The 16,837-nt window shown below is 70.8% G+C and carries 17 protein-coding genes; 12 read left to right on the top strand and 5 right to left on the bottom strand.

Annotated elements, in window-relative coordinates:
• Nucleotides 1–40: 40 nt before the first annotated feature.
• From ACYVOM_RS20580 to ACYVOM_RS20545, 8 genes are all read left to right on the top strand, one after another.
• Nucleotides 41–796: an AzlC family ABC transporter permease gene (locus ACYVOM_RS20580; protein WP_460305048.1), complete on the top strand. Its 756-nt coding sequence runs from the start codon at nt 41–43 to the stop codon at nt 794–796.
• Nucleotides 797–800: 4 nt separating this feature from the next.
• On the top strand, nt 801–1,130 hold the full coding sequence (locus ACYVOM_RS20575) for an AzlD domain-containing protein (protein WP_460305047.1): 330 nt from the start codon (nt 801–803) through the stop codon (nt 1,128–1,130).
• A gap of 537 nt (nt 1,131–1,667) precedes the next feature.
• Nucleotides 1,668–3,230 carry a pyridoxal phosphate-dependent decarboxylase family protein gene (locus ACYVOM_RS20570; protein WP_460305046.1) on the top strand — a complete coding sequence of 521 codons (1,563 nt, stop codon included), beginning with the start codon at nt 1,668–1,670 and terminating at the stop codon, nt 3,228–3,230.
• Nucleotides 3,227–4,780 carry a phenylacetate--CoA ligase family protein gene (locus ACYVOM_RS20565; protein ID WP_460305045.1) on the top strand — a complete coding sequence of 518 codons (1,554 nt, stop codon included), beginning with the start codon at nt 3,227–3,229 and terminating at the stop codon, nt 4,778–4,780. The genes ACYVOM_RS20570 and ACYVOM_RS20565 overlap by 4 nt, the downstream gene beginning before the upstream one ends.
• Before the next feature lie 40 nt (nt 4,781–4,820).
• Nucleotides 4,821–5,363 (top strand): hypothetical protein, encoded by a 543-nt coding sequence (locus tag ACYVOM_RS20560; protein WP_460305044.1) that lies wholly within the window; start codon nt 4,821–4,823, stop codon nt 5,361–5,363.
• Nucleotides 5,364–5,389: 26 nt separating this feature from the next.
• The gene (locus ACYVOM_RS20555) at nt 5,390–6,169 is read left to right on the top strand and encodes a hypothetical protein (RefSeq protein ID WP_460305043.1); all 780 of its coding nucleotides are present in this window, start codon (nt 5,390–5,392) and stop codon (nt 6,167–6,169) included.
• Nucleotides 6,170–6,228: 59 nt separating this feature from the next.
• A complete protein-coding gene (locus ACYVOM_RS20550; protein ID WP_460305042.1) occupies nt 6,229–6,657 on the top strand; it encodes a hypothetical protein in 429 nt (142 codons plus the stop codon).
• Nucleotides 6,657–7,217: a hypothetical protein gene (locus ACYVOM_RS20545; protein WP_460305041.1), complete on the top strand. Its 561-nt coding sequence runs from the start codon at nt 6,657–6,659 to the stop codon at nt 7,215–7,217. The genes ACYVOM_RS20550 and ACYVOM_RS20545 overlap by 1 nt, the downstream gene beginning before the upstream one ends.
• Nucleotides 7,218–7,945: 728 nt before the next feature.
• Here the strand turns inward: ACYVOM_RS20545 and ACYVOM_RS20540 are convergent.
• Nucleotides 7,946–8,275, bottom strand: coding sequence for a UTRA domain-containing protein (locus ACYVOM_RS20540; RefSeq protein ID WP_460305321.1), 330 nt, complete (start codon nt 8,273–8,275; stop codon nt 7,946–7,948).
• A gap of 686 nt (nt 8,276–8,961) precedes the next feature.
• Between ACYVOM_RS20540 and ACYVOM_RS20535 the strand changes: the two genes are divergently transcribed.
• Both ACYVOM_RS20535 and ACYVOM_RS20530 read left to right on the top strand, forming a co-directional pair.
• Nucleotides 8,962–9,165 carry an EF-hand domain-containing protein gene (locus tag ACYVOM_RS20535; protein WP_460305040.1) on the top strand — a complete coding sequence of 68 codons (204 nt, stop codon included), beginning with the start codon at nt 8,962–8,964 and terminating at the stop codon, nt 9,163–9,165.
• Between the two features lie 148 nt (nt 9,166–9,313).
• A complete protein-coding gene (locus tag ACYVOM_RS20530) occupies nt 9,314–9,793 on the top strand; it encodes a hypothetical protein (RefSeq protein ID WP_460305039.1) in 480 nt (159 codons plus the stop codon).
• Here ACYVOM_RS20530 and ACYVOM_RS20525 read toward each other — a convergent pair.
• Nucleotides 9,715–13,476, bottom strand: a complete 3,762-nt coding sequence (locus tag ACYVOM_RS20525) for a bifunctional glycosyltransferase/CDP-glycerol:glycerophosphate glycerophosphotransferase (protein ID WP_460305038.1) — start codon at nt 13,474–13,476, stop codon at nt 9,715–9,717. The two genes, ACYVOM_RS20530 and ACYVOM_RS20525, sit on opposite strands and share 79 nt — an antisense overlap.
• Nucleotides 13,477–13,554: 78 nt before the next feature.
• Here ACYVOM_RS20525 and ACYVOM_RS20520 point away from each other — a divergent pair, with 78 nt between their 5' ends.
• Complete coding sequence (locus ACYVOM_RS20520; RefSeq protein WP_460305037.1) at nt 13,555–14,778, top strand: PucR family transcriptional regulator; 1,224 nt, start codon at nt 13,555–13,557, stop codon at nt 14,776–14,778.
• A 50-nt stretch (nt 14,779–14,828) separates the two neighbouring features.
• On the opposite strand, the gene ACYVOM_RS20515 is transcribed toward ACYVOM_RS20520, so the two are convergent.
• Entirely contained in the window at nt 14,829–15,266 is a 438-nt protein-coding gene (locus ACYVOM_RS20515; RefSeq protein ID WP_460305036.1) for a CoA-binding protein, read from the bottom strand.
• A gap of 44 nt (nt 15,267–15,310) precedes the next feature.
• Nucleotides 15,311–15,811, bottom strand: coding sequence for an NUDIX hydrolase (locus ACYVOM_RS20510; protein WP_460305035.1), 501 nt, complete (start codon nt 15,809–15,811; stop codon nt 15,311–15,313).
• Nucleotides 15,812–15,987: 176 nt separating this feature from the next.
• Here ACYVOM_RS20510 and ACYVOM_RS20505 point away from each other — a divergent pair, with 176 nt between their 5' ends.
• Entirely contained in the window at nt 15,988–16,323 is a 336-nt protein-coding gene (locus ACYVOM_RS20505) for a hypothetical protein (protein WP_460305034.1), read from the top strand.
• On the opposite strand, the gene ACYVOM_RS20500 is transcribed toward ACYVOM_RS20505, so the two are convergent.
• Nucleotides 16,287–16,766 carry a MarR family winged helix-turn-helix transcriptional regulator gene (locus ACYVOM_RS20500; protein ID WP_460305033.1) on the bottom strand — a complete coding sequence of 160 codons (480 nt, stop codon included), beginning with the start codon at nt 16,764–16,766 and terminating at the stop codon, nt 16,287–16,289. The two genes, ACYVOM_RS20505 and ACYVOM_RS20500, sit on opposite strands and share 37 nt — an antisense overlap.
• Nucleotides 16,767–16,837 lie beyond the last annotated feature (71 nt).

Raw genomic sequence — 16,837 nt, 5'->3', positions numbered from 1 at the left:
TGCAACCATATTAGGTCATATCCGCACTATCATTGCTCCCATGTTCGATGCAAGGACCAGGGGCCGGGATCTCGCGGCCGCCGCCGCCGACACCGCCTCCGTCGGCCTCAGCCTCTTCCCCCTGGGGCTCAGCTTCGGCGTGCTGGTCGTGCACACCGGCCTCGACTGGTGGTGGGCCACGGTGTTCTCCGCCGTCGTCTACGCCGGCTCCCTGGAGTTCCTGCTGCTCGGCCTGGTCGCCGTCACCACCCCGCTCGCCCAGATCGCGGTGACTGCCCTGATGGTGAACTTCCGGCACGTCTTCTACGCGCTTTCCTTCCCGCTGCACAAGGTCCGCCGCGGCGCCCGCCCCTATGCCACCTTCGCCCTGACCGACGAGGCCTACGCGCTGACGGCGGGGGAGCGGGCCGGGTCATGGAGCGGGGCCCGGATCCTGTGGATGCAGGGGCTCCTGCACCTCTACTGGGTCGCGGGGGCCACGCTCGGCGCCGTCGCCGGCGCGCTTCTGCCCGTCACCCTGCACGGACTGGAGTTCGCGCTGACGGCCCTCTTCGTCGTCCTCACCGTGGACGCCTGGCAGGCCCGGCGCGACCTGCCCGTCCCGCTGCTGGCCGCCGCGAGCTACGCCGTGGCGGCGCTGGTCACCCCCGGCCAGGTCCTGCTGACCGCGATGGCGCTGTTCACCGGCTGCCTGCTCGTGCGGCACCTGCGCCACCGGCCGGGTGCCGGTGCTCCGGAGGCCGAGCCGTCCGAGGCGCCGGAGGCGCTGCCCGTGCCCGTCGGGGCGGGAAGGTAAGCCGATGCCCACCCCGCTCTACCTGGCCGCCGCGGTCGCGCTCAGCGCGGCCATCACCTGGGGCCTGCGCGCGCTCCCGTTCGCGGTGCTGGCCCCGCTGCGCAGGTCCGAGGCGCTGAAGAGCCTGGCGCTCGGCATGCCGGTCGGCGTCATGCTCATCCTCGCCCTGTACACGCTGCGCGGGACCGAGCCGACGGTGTGGCGCAGCGCCGTGCCCGTGGCGGCGGGCCTCGCGGCGGCGGTCGCGCTGCATCTGCGCACCCGCAACGCGGTCGTCAGCGTCCTCGGCGCGACCGCGGTGCACGTCGTGCTCGCCACCGTCTGGCAGGCCTGATCGCCCCGGTGGCGGCGGCCTCCGTGCGCCGATCACGCACCCCTCGGTCACCTTCGGCGACGAATCCGGCGGCGAGCGTGACCGACGCGCCGAAGGCGTGATCGAAAACCGTCCCGTCATGCGTGGGGAATGCTGCGGGGTAAGTGGTCGGCGACGCTTGCGAATGATCGTGCATGAGGATCTCCGCGCTGTCGAAACGGATGTCGACGTTCGGCGCTTAGCACGCACCCCGCCGTTTGCGGAATTCCCCGACCGGTGTGGAAAAAGTGGGGCGATACGTTCCGTCGCTCGCCGAAAAAGAAGGGACGGCCGACGGTAATATTCCGTATGTCTAATTTGCCATGGGCGGTTTGCTCCGTATCGGAGTGCTTCCGTGATTCCTTCACGCGCCCATCGCGATCCCCGAATCTTCCTTACGGTCATCCTATTTGACCTGCGCGTCCGCACCCGGTCGCGCGCTGTCGGAAACTCTCACCCGCTGCCTACGATCGTCCCGAACCATCATCCGGGCACGTCAACGTGGGGAGGACTCCGCCTGTGAAGCTCGCGGGAAGGCAAAGCGCGGCCGACAATTCGGTGAACGGCGGGGAACGCAGAACGGCGGTCGGTGAACTGGCCGAGGCCTTCGACTCCGCGCTTTTCCTCCGGGCCGTCGAGCAATGCGCCATGAGGCTGCGCGGGTTCCTGGACGACCCCGAGATCAAAGGCCTCGACCTCATCGAGCCCGCGGTGCTGATGAAAGCGGCGCGCGAGCTCATGACGTCCGAGAAGACGGAAATCGCCGCCTTTGACGGGGGTCGGCTCCACCGGATCGTCGACCTCTACCTGAGCACCGGAATCCAGGTCCACTCGCCCGGCTACATGGGCCGCCAGTTCTCCGGCACCGTCCCCCTAGGCGGGCTGATGGACCTCGTCGGATCCATCGCCAACCAGCCGTCGTCTTTCTACGAGGCGGGCCAGCTCCCGAACGTCGCCGAGCGGCTCATGGCCGAGGAGCTCACCCCCCTCATCGGCTGGGACACCGAGACGTCCGCCATGGTCACCACCTCCGGCGGCTCCATGGCCAACCTCACCGCCCTCCTCGCCGCCCGCAACCGCGCCTTCCCCGGCATCTGGGCGCGCGGCGTCGCCGGCTCGGGCGGCCACCCGGCCGTCGCGCTCAGCGAGGACGCCCACTACAGCGTCGACCGGGCCGTCGGCGTCCTCGGCATCGGCGCCGAGCGGGTCGTCCGCCTGCCGGTCGACGACAGCGGCCGCATCCGCCCCGAACTCGTCGGCCCCGCCCTCGACGCCGCCCGGGACCGCGGCCTCGACGTCTTCTGCCTCGTCGCCTCCGCGGGCACCACCTCGATGGGCTCCTTCGACCCGCTCGCCGAACTCGCCGCGGTCACCCGGCCGCGCGGGATCTGGCTGCACGTAGACGGCGCGCACGGCGCGAGCCTCCTCGTCTCGCCCGAGCAGCGGCACCGCCTCGCCGGCCTGGCCGAGGCCGACTCCCTCACCTGGGACGCCCACAAGATGCTGTTCGTCCCCGCCCCCTGCACCCTGCTCTTCTACCGTGACGGCACCGCCGCGCGCGGCGCGTTCCGCCAGCGCGCCAGCTACGTGTTCGACGAGGAACCCGACGTCTACAGCGCCTTCGACAGCGGCGACCGGAACCTCGAATGCACCAAGCGCCCGATGATCATGCCGCTCTGGACGCTCTGGTCGGTCTACGGCCCCGCCCTGTTCGCGCGCAAGATCGACCACCTGTGCGCGCTGACGTCCCAGGCCCACCGGATGCTCGACGCGGAGCCGGACTTCACCGTCCTGCACGAGCCCGAAAGCAACATCCTCTGCTTCCGCTACACGCCCGACGGCCTCACCGGCGCGGACCTGCACCCCGTGCAGCTCGACCTCCGCAACCGGATCCGCGCCGACGGGCGCTTCTTCATCTCCAAGGTCGACATCGCCGGCGTCGCCGCGCTCCGCGTGGTCCTCATGAACCACCGGATCGACGCCGGACACCTCGCCCTGCTCATCGACGAGATCAGGGCCACCGGAAATCAGGTGCTGCGCGAGCGCGCGGCCCGCGACGACAAGGACGGCATCCAGCCATGACCATCACCCTTCCCGCGGCGTCGAAGAGGACGCCCCCTCCCGCGGACCTCGCCGCCCGGCTCATCCCGGACGACGAGCTGAACCCCCGCTCGATCGCCCAGGTCGCCGCGCTGCCCTCCTTCGCGGGCAAGCTGGAGGAGTGCGCCCGGCTCGTCGGCGCCCCCTACTGCGAGGTGCCCCACGCCGTCCAGGACGCGCTGGTGCTGCGGCGGCTCCAGCAGATCGTCAGCACGGTCCTGCTGAACCCCCTGTGGCGCGAGCGGCTGCACTACTACGGCGTCACGTCCGCGCCCGCCGACCTCGAAGAGTGGGAGCGCATCCCGCTGTCGGACAAGGCCGTGCAGCGCGACATGTTCATGGGGCCGCGCGCGGGCATGGTCGTGCCCATCGAGCACGGCGGCTTCGAGATCGTCGCCAGCGGCGGCACCAGCGACGGCCTGCCGCTGGAGATCGTCTACTCGCTGCGCGAACTGCGCGACACCTACCGGATCTCCGGCGCGTTCATGGGCGCCTACCAGCTCGGCGACTACTTCCGCGCGCCCGGACCGCGCTGGCTCTACACCACGCTCGCCGACTACCAGATGTGGAGCAGCGGCACGATGGTCGGCGGCGTGCTCGCCGCGGTGCCCGGCGTCAACTACATCGGGGCGGGGCCCGTCACCGCGCCGGTGCTGGAGCACATGTTCTCCTACCCCGGCAACAAGGCGCTGATGGGCATCTCCGCGGGCATCGGCTACCTCGCCGAACTCGGCGCCGGCATGCCCGCGCACGCCCGCGAAAGCTTCCGCGTCGCGATGTACGGCAGCGGCCTCCTCCCGCAGACGAAGCGGGACGAACTCCATGCGGTCTACCCGAACGTGTCGATCCTCAGCTACTTCGCCGCGACCCAGGCCGAGTGCATCGGCCTCCAGCTGAACCACGAGCGGCCCGAACTCGCCGCGGTCCCCGGCCTCCACTTCGTGGAGATCGTCGACGAGCACGGCAGGGCCGTCGCCGAAGGGGAGGAGGGCGAACTCGTCGTCACCCGGCTGCACGCCCACGAGACGCCCCTGCTGCGGCTCAAGATCGGCGACCGGATGATCCGGCGAGCCCCCCTCGACGGCCCGGGGCTGAAGACCGGGCTCTTCGAGTTCGCCGGCCGCAGCGGCGACATGCTCCACCTCGGCGACAGCCAGTACTCCGCCCTCCTCGCCCAAGCCGGCCTGCGCACGGAGCTGCTGCGCGTCTGCGGCATCGACCTCGACCGGGTCGCCCTCGACGTCCAGTTCGTCAACCACCGCACGACCAAGGCACTGACCGTGCTCGTCGCCGCCGACGACGCCGAAAGGCTCACCGCGCAGGCGGAGGCCGCCCTCGGCCCGTCCGGCTGGCGCGGAGTCTTCGCCGCCGCCCTCCCGCGCTCGCTGTCCCTGTTCAACGACCGCGAAGCCACCCCAGAGTCCATCGAGGCCTCCGGCTACGACTTCCGGCTGGCGTTCGTCCCGCGAGCCTCGCCCGAGATCGAGCGGACGCCCGTCGGGAAGGTCCCGCTGGTCCGGGACCGCTTCTGACCCCTTCCGACCCCTGCAAGCACCCGAGATGGGAGACCGAGTGAAACCGAAGGTCAGCATCGTCGTCCTGGTGGACGCCGTCGGCGCGCTGTCGGACCGCACCCTCGACCAGGGCAACCTCGCCCTCGTCGACGACAGCCCCTACGGCAGCCGGAACAACGGCAGCCCCGCACTCGTGACGGCGGTCCTGCCGGGCCAGACCGTCCAGTGGACCGCGATCCACGTCGACGTCCAGACGCCCGTCGAGATCGATGGGATCACCTTCCTCGGCGCGGGGGAGGCCGCCGCGCCCGTCACCCGGACGGACGCCGTCCGCCCCGACCCCGGCTACGCGGCGGCGCCCGCCTACGCGTCGGGCGTCCTGCTCGCCGAACCCGAGGGGCCCGCGTCCCCGTACACCGCCGCGCCGTCCGCGCCCCTGGCCTCCAACGGGCTGGAGAACCACGACCTCCTCCTGTGGGAGGGGATCGTGCCCTTCACCATGGTGCCCGGCGTGCCCTACCGGTACCGGCTCGCGATCCGGCTCCACGAGGGACCCAACAGCGTCCTGCACGTCGACACCCCCGCGCTGCTGCGCGTCTGAGACCCCCCGAACACGAAGGCAGGCCCATGGCACAGCAGCACGGCATCATCGTCCTGGTCGACGTCGACAACGCGCTCGCCGACCGCACCCTCGACGGCAACGCGTACTGGTTCGACAACTTCAAGTTCCTCGGCTCGACCGGCGAGGGCAGCGAGAACCTCGTCACGATCGTCCCCGGCACCTACTACCTCGACGGCTCCCAGGCCACCGAGCAGGTGCTCAACTGGCTGCCGGCCGCGCTCGGCGCCGTCCCGCCGACCGTCCCGCGCAACTACCTCGCCGAGCAGGCCCTGCAGACCGACCGGGACGCCCTCGCCTCCCTCGCCTCGGTCGGCAGCGGCGACGAGGCGGGGATCAGCCGGGCCAAGGACCAGGTCGGCGTCAGCGCCAGGCAGAGCCGCGCGGCCAAGGGCGTCACCACCGCGAAGGTCCTCGACGCGACGGGCGCCGTCGCCGGATCGAACGCCGCCGCGACCTACAACTACCCGGCCCCCGTGATCACCGACATCACCGGCCCTGCCGTCGAGCAGAAGATCATGTATCCGGCGCAGTACGGCTCGCCCGACATGATCTACGACGGCTGGTACTGGGCCGCGACCGTCGACACCAGCCGCCCCGGCATCTACTCCTACACGATGCACATCCAGCTCCACGAGCTGGTGGAACGCGAGGACGGACTCGTCTGGCAACCGGTCGACTTCACCTGCACGTCCGCCCTGGAGATCATCTCCGACCCGAAGCGCAACGGCTTCACCGGCGGTGGCCTCGGCCTCCTGCCGATCCCCGACCTGCCGCCCGCGCTTTGACCGCCGCATCCGCCGAGGCGGCCCCGCAGACCCCGAAACCGCAGCGCCCTAGGAGGACCATGCCCGCCAAGCTCGCCGTCCGGCCCGTGACGATCACCGCGGTGGTCGACCCCGTCGCCGCGCTCGCCTCCGGCGACCTGGACGAGAACCTGTACCTGTACGACACCAACCGCAAGGCCGGCTCGTCCGGGTTCGGCACGCCCGGGCTGGTGACCCGGGTGCGCAAGGGCGACACGCTGCTCTGGAACGTCATCCCGCTGGAGTGCGAGACGTTCGTCGCGCTGGCCGGGATCGAGATCGACCGGCGGGTCGCCGACCCCGTCCGCAAGTTCTACCCGGGCACCGACATCGCGTTCTGGACGGCCACCGTCAAGCGCGACATCGTCAAGCCCGTCCCGTACCGGCTGTCGTTCCTGCTCGGCGGCGTCGCCGAGCCCTACGCCGTGCTCGCCGAGCAGACGCTCGCCGGCGCGGACAAGGAGGCCTGATGACCGTCCAGACCGACCAGCAGTACCAGGCGGCCGACTTCAAGGACCGCGGCCAGCTCAACTCGGTGCAGCTCAACGTCGTCACGCTCGTCGACATGGAGAAGGCCGTCGCGCAGGGGTCGCTCGAAGGCTGCCTCACCATGATGGACAACAGCATCGGCGGCGTCGGCCAGGGCACCGACCACCTGGAGACCGTCTGCAAGCAGGGCCAGGTGATCAACTGGATCATCCGCCCGATCGACATGCACCGGCGCCCCGACGGCACCTGGCCCCCCATGCCGAAGATCAACAACCTGGTCTTCCTCGACATCGAGGAAGGCGACGAGGACGACCCGGCCGAGCGCCGCATGATGACCGAGCTCAAGGTCTACGGCGGCCCCGACCGCATGCGCGACAAGTACACCGCCGTCTACTACTACTGGGCCGGCGCCGTCATGACCACCGCCCGCCCCGGCACCTACCGCTACCGCTTCGTCATCGAACTCGAAAAGGAGCACACCACCGAAAAGCTCTACCTCAACAGCCCCAACCACCCCGCCCTCCACGTCCTGCCCGTCTGACGCTCTCTCCCCCCGAACCGGCCGTGCCGGGCCGCCCCCTCGCCCCGGCACGGCCCCCCTTTCCGCTTCACGGTCATGGCGCAACCTGGCGATGATCTCCGCGCGCTTCCTGCGCCTTCGACGGCTCTCCGTTCCCCGACAGCCTGGAAGCGCCAGAGGCCGATAAGGGAGGTGTGGATGTGGTCGTCGAGGTCGGCGACGAAGGGTTCGGTGCGCCAGGGCCGGAGGCCGAACCTGGCCTGGCGGAGCCGCTGGGCGGGGACCCGGCCGCGGGCGGCGGCGACCAGGTCGACGCACTCGTGCGGCATCGCCGAGCCGCTCTCCGCGGCGCCCGGCCCGCCGGTTCGCAGGCGTGCCGACGCCCGGTCGGTGAGGACGATCGCGCGCTGAACGGAGTCTCGGCTCGCAACGCGTGGGTACGCGCCCGGAGCAGGAAGCTCGACGCGCGGCGCGCTTCCCGCGCGGCAAGGTCGGCGATCGCCCGTGCCCTCAGGAGATCCCCCGTCGCGTTGTGAACGACCCTCGCCTGGCTCGTCCGAATCAGCGCGCGCGACGTCGGAGCCACCTCCGCCGAGGCAACGGCCTCCCCGTAAAGCCTCAGCGCCGACACGTTGTCATGCCTCTCGAACGCGAGGCGGGCCGCCAGGCGAAGACGGACGCCGCCGCCTCGGACGACCGGCCACGTACTCAGCGGAGTTTCGCCACGGGGCGGGACGAGGAGATGGGGTTCAGGACGGATCGTCGGTAGGCCAGGCCGCGGATTCGTCGCACTGCAGCCTGCTGATGATCTCGACGCGGTCGCCGGGGATGCGCACGACGGTCACCTCGACGGGCCGCTCGGTGCGGGCGGAGTAGCCGATGCGCAGGATCTCCAGCACGGGAATGCGCGTCGGGATCTGCAGGAGGTCGGCCTCTTCCTTGACGGGCATGCGAACGCGCTGGACCTCGATCCAGGAGATGGGCCCGTGCCCGGCCTCTTCGAGCCGGTCGATCCACGCTCCCGGTCCCGCGCCGGGCTGTGCGACGGCCGGGACCTCCTCGTAGGCGTCGGGATGGATCCAGGTGTCGGACAGCTGAAAAGGAGCCTCGCCCCTCTGGTCCGGTGCACCGCCTGCATCGGAGTTTCCGAAGGGGAGTGGTTATCTGGCTCGGTTGGGGGTTGCTGGAGGCCACGGGGCTCGTCATCGAGTTGGGGGAGCACTGATTCGCGCCCGCCGGTCTCTACGATCCGGCGAGCGCGCTGCCGCGGGAGCGGCTCTGGCGGGCGCTGCTCGTCATGCACGTCGCGCCCAGGAAAGGCGAGGTGATCGTCGACGTGGGGTGCCGGGCTGCTCCCGCGCAGGCGCTGCGGCGAGAGCCCGACGCGGGCGGCGAGCTCGCGCATGGAGATCGCCGCGTCTGTCAACGCGTTCATCACCTCGCCGGTCGAGCGCGCGCGACGGGCGCGTGCCGGCTTCGATGTCCGCCTCGCCCAGCCCACGCAGCTCCGGCGCGGCCGCGGTAGCGCGCGTAGCCCTGCCGGAGGGCGAACCCGCGGCGTCCCCGCCTCTCTGTCCCGCCCCCTTCCGATGATGTCGGCGCGCTAAGGCCTCAGGGGGCTGGGAGACCGGCGGAAGAAGTTATCCACAAGCGGAAAAGCGGGGTTGCGCGGGGAGCGCTAATGTTCGGCGCAGGATCGGAAAACGGGCCCCGCGAACACGCCGGGCCCCGGCATCGGGGGTGTGCGGTGGAAGGAAAGAACGAGATGACCGAGACTCAGGCGCGGGAGCTGTTCCCCGTCGTGGACACCAACGGCGACGGCCAGATCTCGCGAGAGGAGCTGGCGCGCCTGTACGAGCGCAACGGCACCCCGATCAGCCTCGAGGAGAGCGACTCCATCTTCGGCAAGGCCGACACCGACGACGACGGCCTCATCTCCCTGGAGGAGTTCATCGAGTTCCTGGGTTGAAGGCCGAGAGGCGCGCCCCTGCGGCGAAGGCCCTCCGGGACCGCAGAGGATCGCAACATCGCGTTCCCGGGCCGAAGAAGGGCAGCCCCCGGTAAAGACTCCGCGTTGCGGGTGGACGGGGTCGGGGGTCGCGGCTTCCCTCTGAGGGGTGCGGAGACTTCTCGTGGGCGCGGCCGTGACGTCGGCGCTGTCCGTGGCGGTACTGGCGACAGTGTTCGGGGCGCCGTTCCTGTGGGGCCTGTGGGGCCGGGACATGCTCGGGCAGACGGCGCTGCTGGTGTTCCTGCCCTCGGTCTGCTACTTGTGGGCGGTCGCCGCGGCCCTGTGGCGGTGTGCCTCCGGCTCGGGCTGGGGGCGTGGCGGCTGGCTCGCCGGGGCCGCCTACCTCGCGCTGCTGGTGCTCTCCCTGCACAGCCGCCCGCCGGGATACGGCAGCCCGCTCATCCTCGACATCGTGTGCGTCTACCTCGGCTCGCTGCCGTTCCAGATCGCCTGCGCGCTGCGCAGCGCGGTTCCGGGGCCGCGCCTGCCGCGGCCCCGGAACGCGTCTCAGCACAGCCGGTCGGCCACCAGACTCGCGGCGGGCGCCGAGCCGACGGGGTGGAAGTCGGCCGCGAACCGCTGGTAGGCGTCCGCGTGCCGGGCCTCCACCGACGGCAGGTCCCCGAGCGCGTCCAGCACCTCGTCCGACGTCATGAGCAGCGGCCCGGGGGCGCGCTTCTCGAAGTCGAAGTAGAAGCCCCGCAGCGTGTCGCGGTAGGTCTCCAGGTCGTAGGTGAAGAACAGCATCGGCCTGCCGGTGCCCGCGAAGTCGAACATCGCCGAGGAGTAGTCGGTGATGAGCACGTCACTGATCAGGTAGAGGTCGGTGATGTCGGGGTAGGCGCTGACGTTGATCACGAAGTCGCCGTAAGAGGGGTCGTACAGGTCGTCGGCGATCAGGTGGTGTCCGCGCACGAGGAACACGTGGTCCTCGCCCATCTCCTTGCGGGCCCGCAGCAGGTCGAGGCGCTGGTCGAACCTGTAGCGTCCGCCGCCGTAGAACTGGTCGTCCCGCCACGTCGGCGCGTACAGCACCACCTTCTTGTCCGGGGCGATGCCCAGCCGCTGGCGCACCCGCGCGGCCGTGAGCGGCGCCGCGGGGGAGTGCAGCAGGTCGTTGCGCGGATACCCGGTCTCCAGCATCTCGCCGGTGAACCGGAACGCGTCCCGCAGGATCGGTGTGCTGAAGGGGTTCGGCGAGAGCATGACGTCCCACTTGGCGACGTCCTTCTCCAGATGCTCCAGGTAGGCGTTGCCGCTGGCGAACCGCACCTGCCCGATGTCGAAGCCGATCTTCTTCAGCGGGGTGCCGTGCCAGGTCTGCAGGTAGGTCTGGCCGTCGCGCTTGACGTAGGAGCCGGGCATGTCGTCGTTGGCGATGACGTACCTGGAGCGGGCGAGCGCCCGGTAGTAGTCACGGCTCCACTGCCGCACCACGGTAGCGCCGGGCGGCGCCTCCAGGGCGGTGTCGCGCACCACCCAGATGTGCTCCCGGTCGTCGCCGCGCCGGCGCAGCTCGTCGGCGATCGCCCTCGGGTTGTCCGAGCACTGCTTGCCCTTCCAGCTCACGAACACGAGCTGGTCGCGCATGCGCAGGCCTCGGTGCAGCGGGTAGTACCGCTCCTGGAGCTGCCGCTGGGCGTAGGCGCCGCGCTCGTCGGGGCGCGAGTCGGCCTCGACCTCGATGACGGGCGTGTCGAACTGCGAGCACAGGAACCGCAGCCGCTTGCCTTCGAGCACCACGGGCTTCTCGGCGAGGTTAGGCAGGTGCGCGTGGTCGAACTTGGTGTAGATGAGGCGGTCCTCGTGCGGGGCCTCCTCGCGCACGGTGATGTCCCACGTGCCGTCGAGCAGCGGGGCGCGGCGTCCGAACGCCTCGGCCTCGCGAAGCGCCAGCCTGACCTCGAAGCGGATGCCGTCCTGCACCAGCGGGAAGGTGTGCAGATCGCCGGTGCCGCGCCGACGCAGCACGGCCTCCAGCGGGCCTGGGCCGCGGTAGGAGCCGCGCAGCACCAGCACGCCGTCCGGCGTCCACTCCTCGGTCTCGATGACGGGCCGGAACGTCCGCTCGGCGATCGAGAGGTTGCCGTCGCGGGTGTGCAGCACCGCGACCTCGCGGAGCCGGTGGGTGAACCGCTCCTCCGGCAGCAGCTCGGTCGCGGCGATCCGGATCGGCTCGCCGCCGTCGAGGCGCAGGTACGTCTCCCAGGAGGCGTAGTCGTCGGCGCTGTCGGTGTCGACGAGCAGGTCGAGCGGGATCCGCGCCGAGCAGACCCCGGCCACGACGGCCGCGGGCAGCTCGTGCGCGGTCGCGCCGCGCTTGACCAGCAGCTCCGCCGACTCCACCGGGTCGGAGAGGCGGCTCGTCAGCTCAAGTTCGTCGCCGTCGAGGCGGAAGCCCGTGGCGATGACCCTCAGCGGTTGCACCGAGAGGCACAGCTGGTCGCCGGACCACCGCGTCACCATCCGGACGTCCCGGCCCAGCTCGGCGTACGGCGGGCGCTGCGGGCGGCCCCGCACGGGCACCGTCAGCGGCGCCGAGCGCACCAGGCCGTGGCCCCGCACGATCACGTGCGCGCGCCAATCGCCCTTCAGCCGGACCGGGTTCACCGCGCAGGAGAACCCCGACCAGTCGTAGACATAGCGGTCCTGCCCGGAGCGGGCGGTGGCCTCGGCGTGCAGCTCGCTGCGCATCCGCACCACGCGCGGCAGTCTGCCGGGCGAGCGCAGCACGAGGAACTTGCTCGTGTGCCGCCGGTCGTCCAGGTCGCGGTACGGCACGTAGGCGCGCCCCGCCAGGCGCAGCCTGCCGTCGCTCCACGCCACCTCGTCGACGCGCGTCACGGGGCGGGTCTCGGCCGCGGTGAGCCGGAAGACGCGGGCCGGGATCGACCTGTCGTCGCGGAAGGGGAGGTCGGCGTAAAGGCGAAGGCGTTCGCGCACCACGGGCAGCGCGCCCGGCTTGGCGGCCCGCTGCCAGGCGAGCAGGTCGAGCAGCTCGTCCATCCGGCCGTTGCGGACCAGGTGGAAGCGCAGCTTCTCGCCTGAGGGCAGCGCGCGGTAGGCGCGGCGCGGGACCCGATCGAGGTAGGCGTTCACCTTCTCCAGGAACAGCGCGCGGTAGTCGTCGTCGACCCTGTGCAGTTCCTTGAAGTACAGGGGCAGGTCGTTGGTGAGGGCCTTGTCGTGGTGCGCGCGGCGCAGCCTGCGCGGCGCGTGCGCGGTGAGGAACGCGTCGATGTCCAGCAGCGCCGCGATCCTGTCGCGCAGGTTCTCCGGCGCGTCGCGCTTCTGGGTGATCGACGGGTTCCCGCCCGACCGCTCCCGCCACAGGTAGATCGGCTCGGTGATCACGTCGACGCGGCGCGCCAGGCAGTGCAGCCGCACGGCCAGCTGGATGTCCTCGTACAGGCAGCCCTCGGGGAAGGAGAGCGCGTGCTCGTCCCACAGGCTCCGGCGGATCACCTTGTTCCACATGGTGACGTCGTACAGGAGGCTCGGCGTCCTGGTGATGTGGGTGCTGAGCCGCTCGGCGAGGATCGCGCGGCCGTGCAGGTGCGACGGCTTCGTGCCGAACGAGCCGATCCGCTGGACCCCGCCGGAGACCAGGTCGGATCCGGTGCGCTCCAGCGTGCGCAGCATCAGGTCGTAGGCGTCCGGCGGCACGATGTCGTCGCCGTCGGCGAAGGCGAGGAACGCGCCCCGCGCGCGGGCCACCCCGGTGTTGCGCGCGGCGCCGGGTCCGCCGGGCTCGCGCCGGATCAGATGGAAACGTTCATCCCGTACCGTCCACGACTCGGCGATGCGCGCCCCGTCGTCGGTGGAGCCGTCGTCGACCATTATCACTTCCAGATCCGTAACGGTCTGGGCGGCGAGTGAGGAAAGGCAGGAATCAAGGTATTCGGCCACATTGTGAAAGGGCACGACGACACTCAGGATCGGCACAGAAGGGACACCTCTCGTCAAGGCATGCCAAAATGGGGAGGCGGTGTGGCGAGAGGGTGGGAACAGGCCGATGACCTGCTGCTGACCGCTTACCGTGATCTTAAGCCCGACGACCCCGGTGGAGAAGAACCGTTCGAATCTCGGTTCCGTTGCATTTACCGGCCGTTTGTTACGGCGATGTAAGGGGCGGGAGGCGGCCACCCCTTCCGCGACGTGACCGCCTCCACCCTTGCTGACGTCCTCACCACAGGTCACCCTGTTCACACGTGTTTTCCCGATCGGATCGTTCCAGGCGTCTCTTCCCCGGCCCGGTCCGCCCGACATTTCCCCGTACGCCGGTTGAAACCCATGCGCAACGCGGAGTAACTTTGCTCTTTCCCGGGCCGAGAGGAGACGTGACGCGTGGGGCTGCTCCAGGGGGTGTTGGACTACGACGCCCACAAGGAGACCTTCGCCCGCCTCGTCGCGACCTACCGGCCCGAGGTGGCGGCCATCGCCGACGAGGGCGTCGCGGAGATCGAGAAGGCCATTCCCGACTACGTCAGGCCGCACGACCCGCGCTACGCGGGCGTCGTGCGCACCGCGGTCGAGTACGCCATCGCGCACTGGTTCGACATGCTCACGGACCCCGACCTGGACTCCGGCGACACCATCGCCTTCTTCCGGGCGCTCGGCGTCGGCGAGGCCCGCGAGGCGCGCAGCATGGAGTCCTGGCAGAGCGCGGCCCGCATCGGCACCCGCGCGACCATCGACTACATCACGCGCCGCAACACCGAACGCGGCGAGGACATGCCGGGGGCCGTCGTCGGCCAGCTCACCAACTCCGTCCTCGTCTACATCGACATCCTCGCCGAGGCCGTCGCCGCGGGGCACGCCGAGGCGGGGGCCCGCGAGGTGGGCGAGTTCCAGGGACGCCGCCGCAGAATGCTGGAACTGCTCCTGCAAGGCGGCGAGCGGGCCTTCAAGGAGGTGCGGGAACTCGCCGCCAAGACGGGCTGGACCCTTCCGCAGACCGTCGCGGTCGTCGCGGTGCACGAACGGGACGCCGAACCCGCCCGCAGGCCCGCGCTCCCGTCAGAGGTGCTCGTCGGGCTGCACCTCGCCGAACCGTGCCTTCTCGTGCCCGACCCCGACGGCCCGGGCCGGCGCCGCATGCTGGAGCACGGCCTGCGCGGCTGGTTCGCCGCGCTCGGCCCCGCGGTGCCGCTCGCCGAGGCGGCGCGCTCGCAGGAATGGGCGAACCGGGCGCTCGACCTGGCCCGGCGCGGCAGGCTGCCCGGCGAACTCGTCATCGCCGAGGAGCACCTGCCGACGCTGTTCATCGTCCCGCACGCCGACCTCGTCGCCCGGGTCGCCGAACGCCGCCTCGGCCCCCTCCTGGAACTCCGGCCCCGCCAGCGCCGCGTCCTCGCCGAGACGCTCCTGGCCTGCCTGGAATCCGGCTTCAACGCCACCGAGGTCGCCCAGCGCCTCCACATGCACGCCCAGACCATCCGCTACCGCGTCCGCCAGCTCGAAGGCCTCCTGGGCGACGAGATCTACCACCCCACCCAGCGCCTGGAACTCCACATGGTCCTGCACGGCTGGCTGGCCCTCAACCCCACAGGCAGCGAAGACCCCACCTGAACCCGCCGGCTCTCCCCGAGCCGTTCCGGTTCGTCGTTGATGCCGGGGCGTCAGGCGGGGCGGCGGTGGCGGACGCTCCACTCGACGGCGGGGCAACGGTTCATCACGACGTCGAGGCCCGCTGAGGCGGCGCGCGCGGCGGCGGCCTCGTCGATCACGTCCAGGGGGAGCCATACCGCCTTGGCGCCGACCCGGATGGCCTCGTCGACGACGGCGCCCGCGTCGGCCGTGCGCCGGTAGACGCCGACGACGTCGATGGGCTCCGGCACGTCGTCGAGGGAGCGGAGGACGTTCTCGCCGAGGACCTTCTCGGCCGTCGGATGCACCGGGAAGATCCGCTTTCCGCGTTCCTGGAGCAGCCGGGCCTGGTCGTAGACGCTCCGGTGGGGGTTGTCGCCGAGGCCGACGAAGGCCCAGGTCCGCGATTCCCACAGGAGCCGTCGGATGGTCGCGAAGTCGGCGTAGCGCTCGGCAGAGTCGGTGCTCATGTCCACGCCAACCCCGGCGGGCTGCGGGTTATTTCAGCGGCGGGTCACGGGGTGACGCCCGGGTGGTGCCACGGCAGCGCGACGGGCTCGGCGGGGATCCGGCCGGCGAGGAGATCGGGGAGCAGCCCGGCGAGCCCCCACGGCACCACGCTCGGGGGCGCGTCGGCGATCTCGGCGGGCGTCCACCAGCGGTGCTCGTCGACGGTCTCGCGCTCGTAGTCGGTGAACCCGCTGGTGTCGGGGGTGAAATGGGCGGTCCGCACGAAGAAGTAGGTGTCCGTGGCCGAGCGGATCACACCGTCCCATTCGGAATGGTAGTAGCCAGAGGTGCTCGCGACGACGGGGCCGAGGGCCGTCGGCTCGATGACGAGCCCGGTCTCCTCGCGCAGCTCGCGAAGGGCCGCCTCCGCGACGGTCTCCCCGGGGTCGATCCCGCCGCCGGGAGTGATCCAGAACTTGTCCTTCAGGCCGTCCAGGAACAGGAGCAGACGGTCTTGCTCGTCGACGAGGAGAACACGGGAGCTCGGGCGGTGGGGAGTGCTCATCGGACGATCGTAGTACTTTTCAAGATCATTCTGGATAGGATCCCAGCTGGGGCATGCCGACGCAGGGGGACGGCGCCCGCCGATCGAATGTGAGATTCCCGTCAGCTGTGCCATGCGGGAACACCCCGGATCGCCTCCGCCGTTTTTCCTTGAGTCGGCAAGAGACTGGAGGCCAGGTGCGGGTGCGGATTCCCAAGAGCGTGGACAAGGCGTGGGATTGGACGGAGCGCAACGGCAAGGCGGTGGGCACCGTGGTGCTGCTGATCGTCGCCGGTGCGGGAGCGCTGTGGATGCCCGCGTTGGGTGCTCTGGCCGCGGGGATCCTCGTCGGCGCCGTCGCGGTGCTGTGGCGCACCCGCCGCAGGGTGGCGGCGCTGCGCGCCGACAATGACCAGCTCCTGCGCGAGAACGGCGCGATGAAGCACGCGCTGGCCGCGCTGGAGCACGGGGTGCGGCGGCAGGGGTCGGTGGAGACTCAGGTGCTGCCGTTCATTCCGGCCGAGGAGGACTGACGCAGTCCGGCCAGCACGGCTTCGGAGACTCCGGCGAGCGCCTCGACCTGCTCGGGCGTGAGGGCGTCGAACAGGTGCCGCCGGACGCTCTCCACATGCTCGGGCGCGGCGGCGGTGATCACGGCAAGCCCTTGCGGGGTGATCTCGGCGAAGGCGCCGCGCGCGTCTTCGGGGCATTCGGCGCGCACGATGAGCCCGCGCTTCTCCATCCGCGACAGCTGATGAGAGAGCCGGCTGCGCTCCCACTGGATGGCGCGGGCGAGCTCGGTGACGCGCTGGCGGTGGTCGGGGGCCTCGCTCAGGCTCGCCAGGATCGCGTAGTCGCCCTGGGAGAGCCCGGAGCGGGTCTGGAGGTCGCGCGCGACCGACGCCCAGAGTTCGGCGTGCATGTCCATGAGACCGCGCCAAGCGCGTTGCTCCTGGTCGGAAAGCCATCGAGTCATGGCACCCAGTTTACTTGACATGTCACCAAAACTGCGTATGCTCGGGGTTGAAAGTTCAACTTCTTCCGAGT

This window comes from Actinocorallia aurea, from assembly GCF_054783995.1.
The sequence above is the reverse complement of the archived record's forward strand: the minus strand, read 5'-3'. Positions and strand labels throughout refer to the sequence as shown.

Bases quoted from the DNA above. Each gene is read 5' to 3' on its own strand.
- ACYVOM_RS20515 (WP_460305036.1), bottom strand. From the start codon at position 15,266: ATGAGCACCGACTCTGCCGAGCGCTACGCCGACTTCGCGACCATCCGA.
- ACYVOM_RS20510 (WP_460305035.1), bottom strand. From the start codon at position 15,811: ATGAGCACTCCCCACCGCCCGAGCTCCCGTGTTCTCCTCGTCGACGAG.
- ACYVOM_RS20550 (WP_460305042.1), top strand. From the start codon at position 6,229: ATGCCCGCCAAGCTCGCCGTCCGGCCCGTGACGATCACCGCGGTGGTC.
- ACYVOM_RS20545 (WP_460305041.1), top strand. From the start codon at position 6,657: ATGACCGTCCAGACCGACCAGCAGTACCAGGCGGCCGACTTCAAGGAC.
- ACYVOM_RS20525 (WP_460305038.1), bottom strand. From the start codon at position 13,476: ATGTCGGGCGGACCGGGCCGGGGAAGAGACGCCTGGAACGATCCGATC.
- ACYVOM_RS20500 (WP_460305033.1), bottom strand. From the start codon at position 16,766: ATGACTCGATGGCTTTCCGACCAGGAGCAACGCGCTTGGCGCGGTCTC.
- ACYVOM_RS20565 (WP_460305045.1), top strand. From the start codon at position 3,227: ATGACCATCACCCTTCCCGCGGCGTCGAAGAGGACGCCCCCTCCCGCG.
- ACYVOM_RS20580 (WP_460305048.1), top strand. From the start codon at position 41: ATGTTCGATGCAAGGACCAGGGGCCGGGATCTCGCGGCCGCCGCCGCC.
- ACYVOM_RS20555 (WP_460305043.1), top strand. From the start codon at position 5,390: ATGGCACAGCAGCACGGCATCATCGTCCTGGTCGACGTCGACAACGCG.
- ACYVOM_RS20535 (WP_460305040.1), top strand. From the start codon at position 8,962: ATGACCGAGACTCAGGCGCGGGAGCTGTTCCCCGTCGTGGACACCAAC.
- ACYVOM_RS20575 (WP_460305047.1), top strand. From the start codon at position 801: ATGCCCACCCCGCTCTACCTGGCCGCCGCGGTCGCGCTCAGCGCGGCC.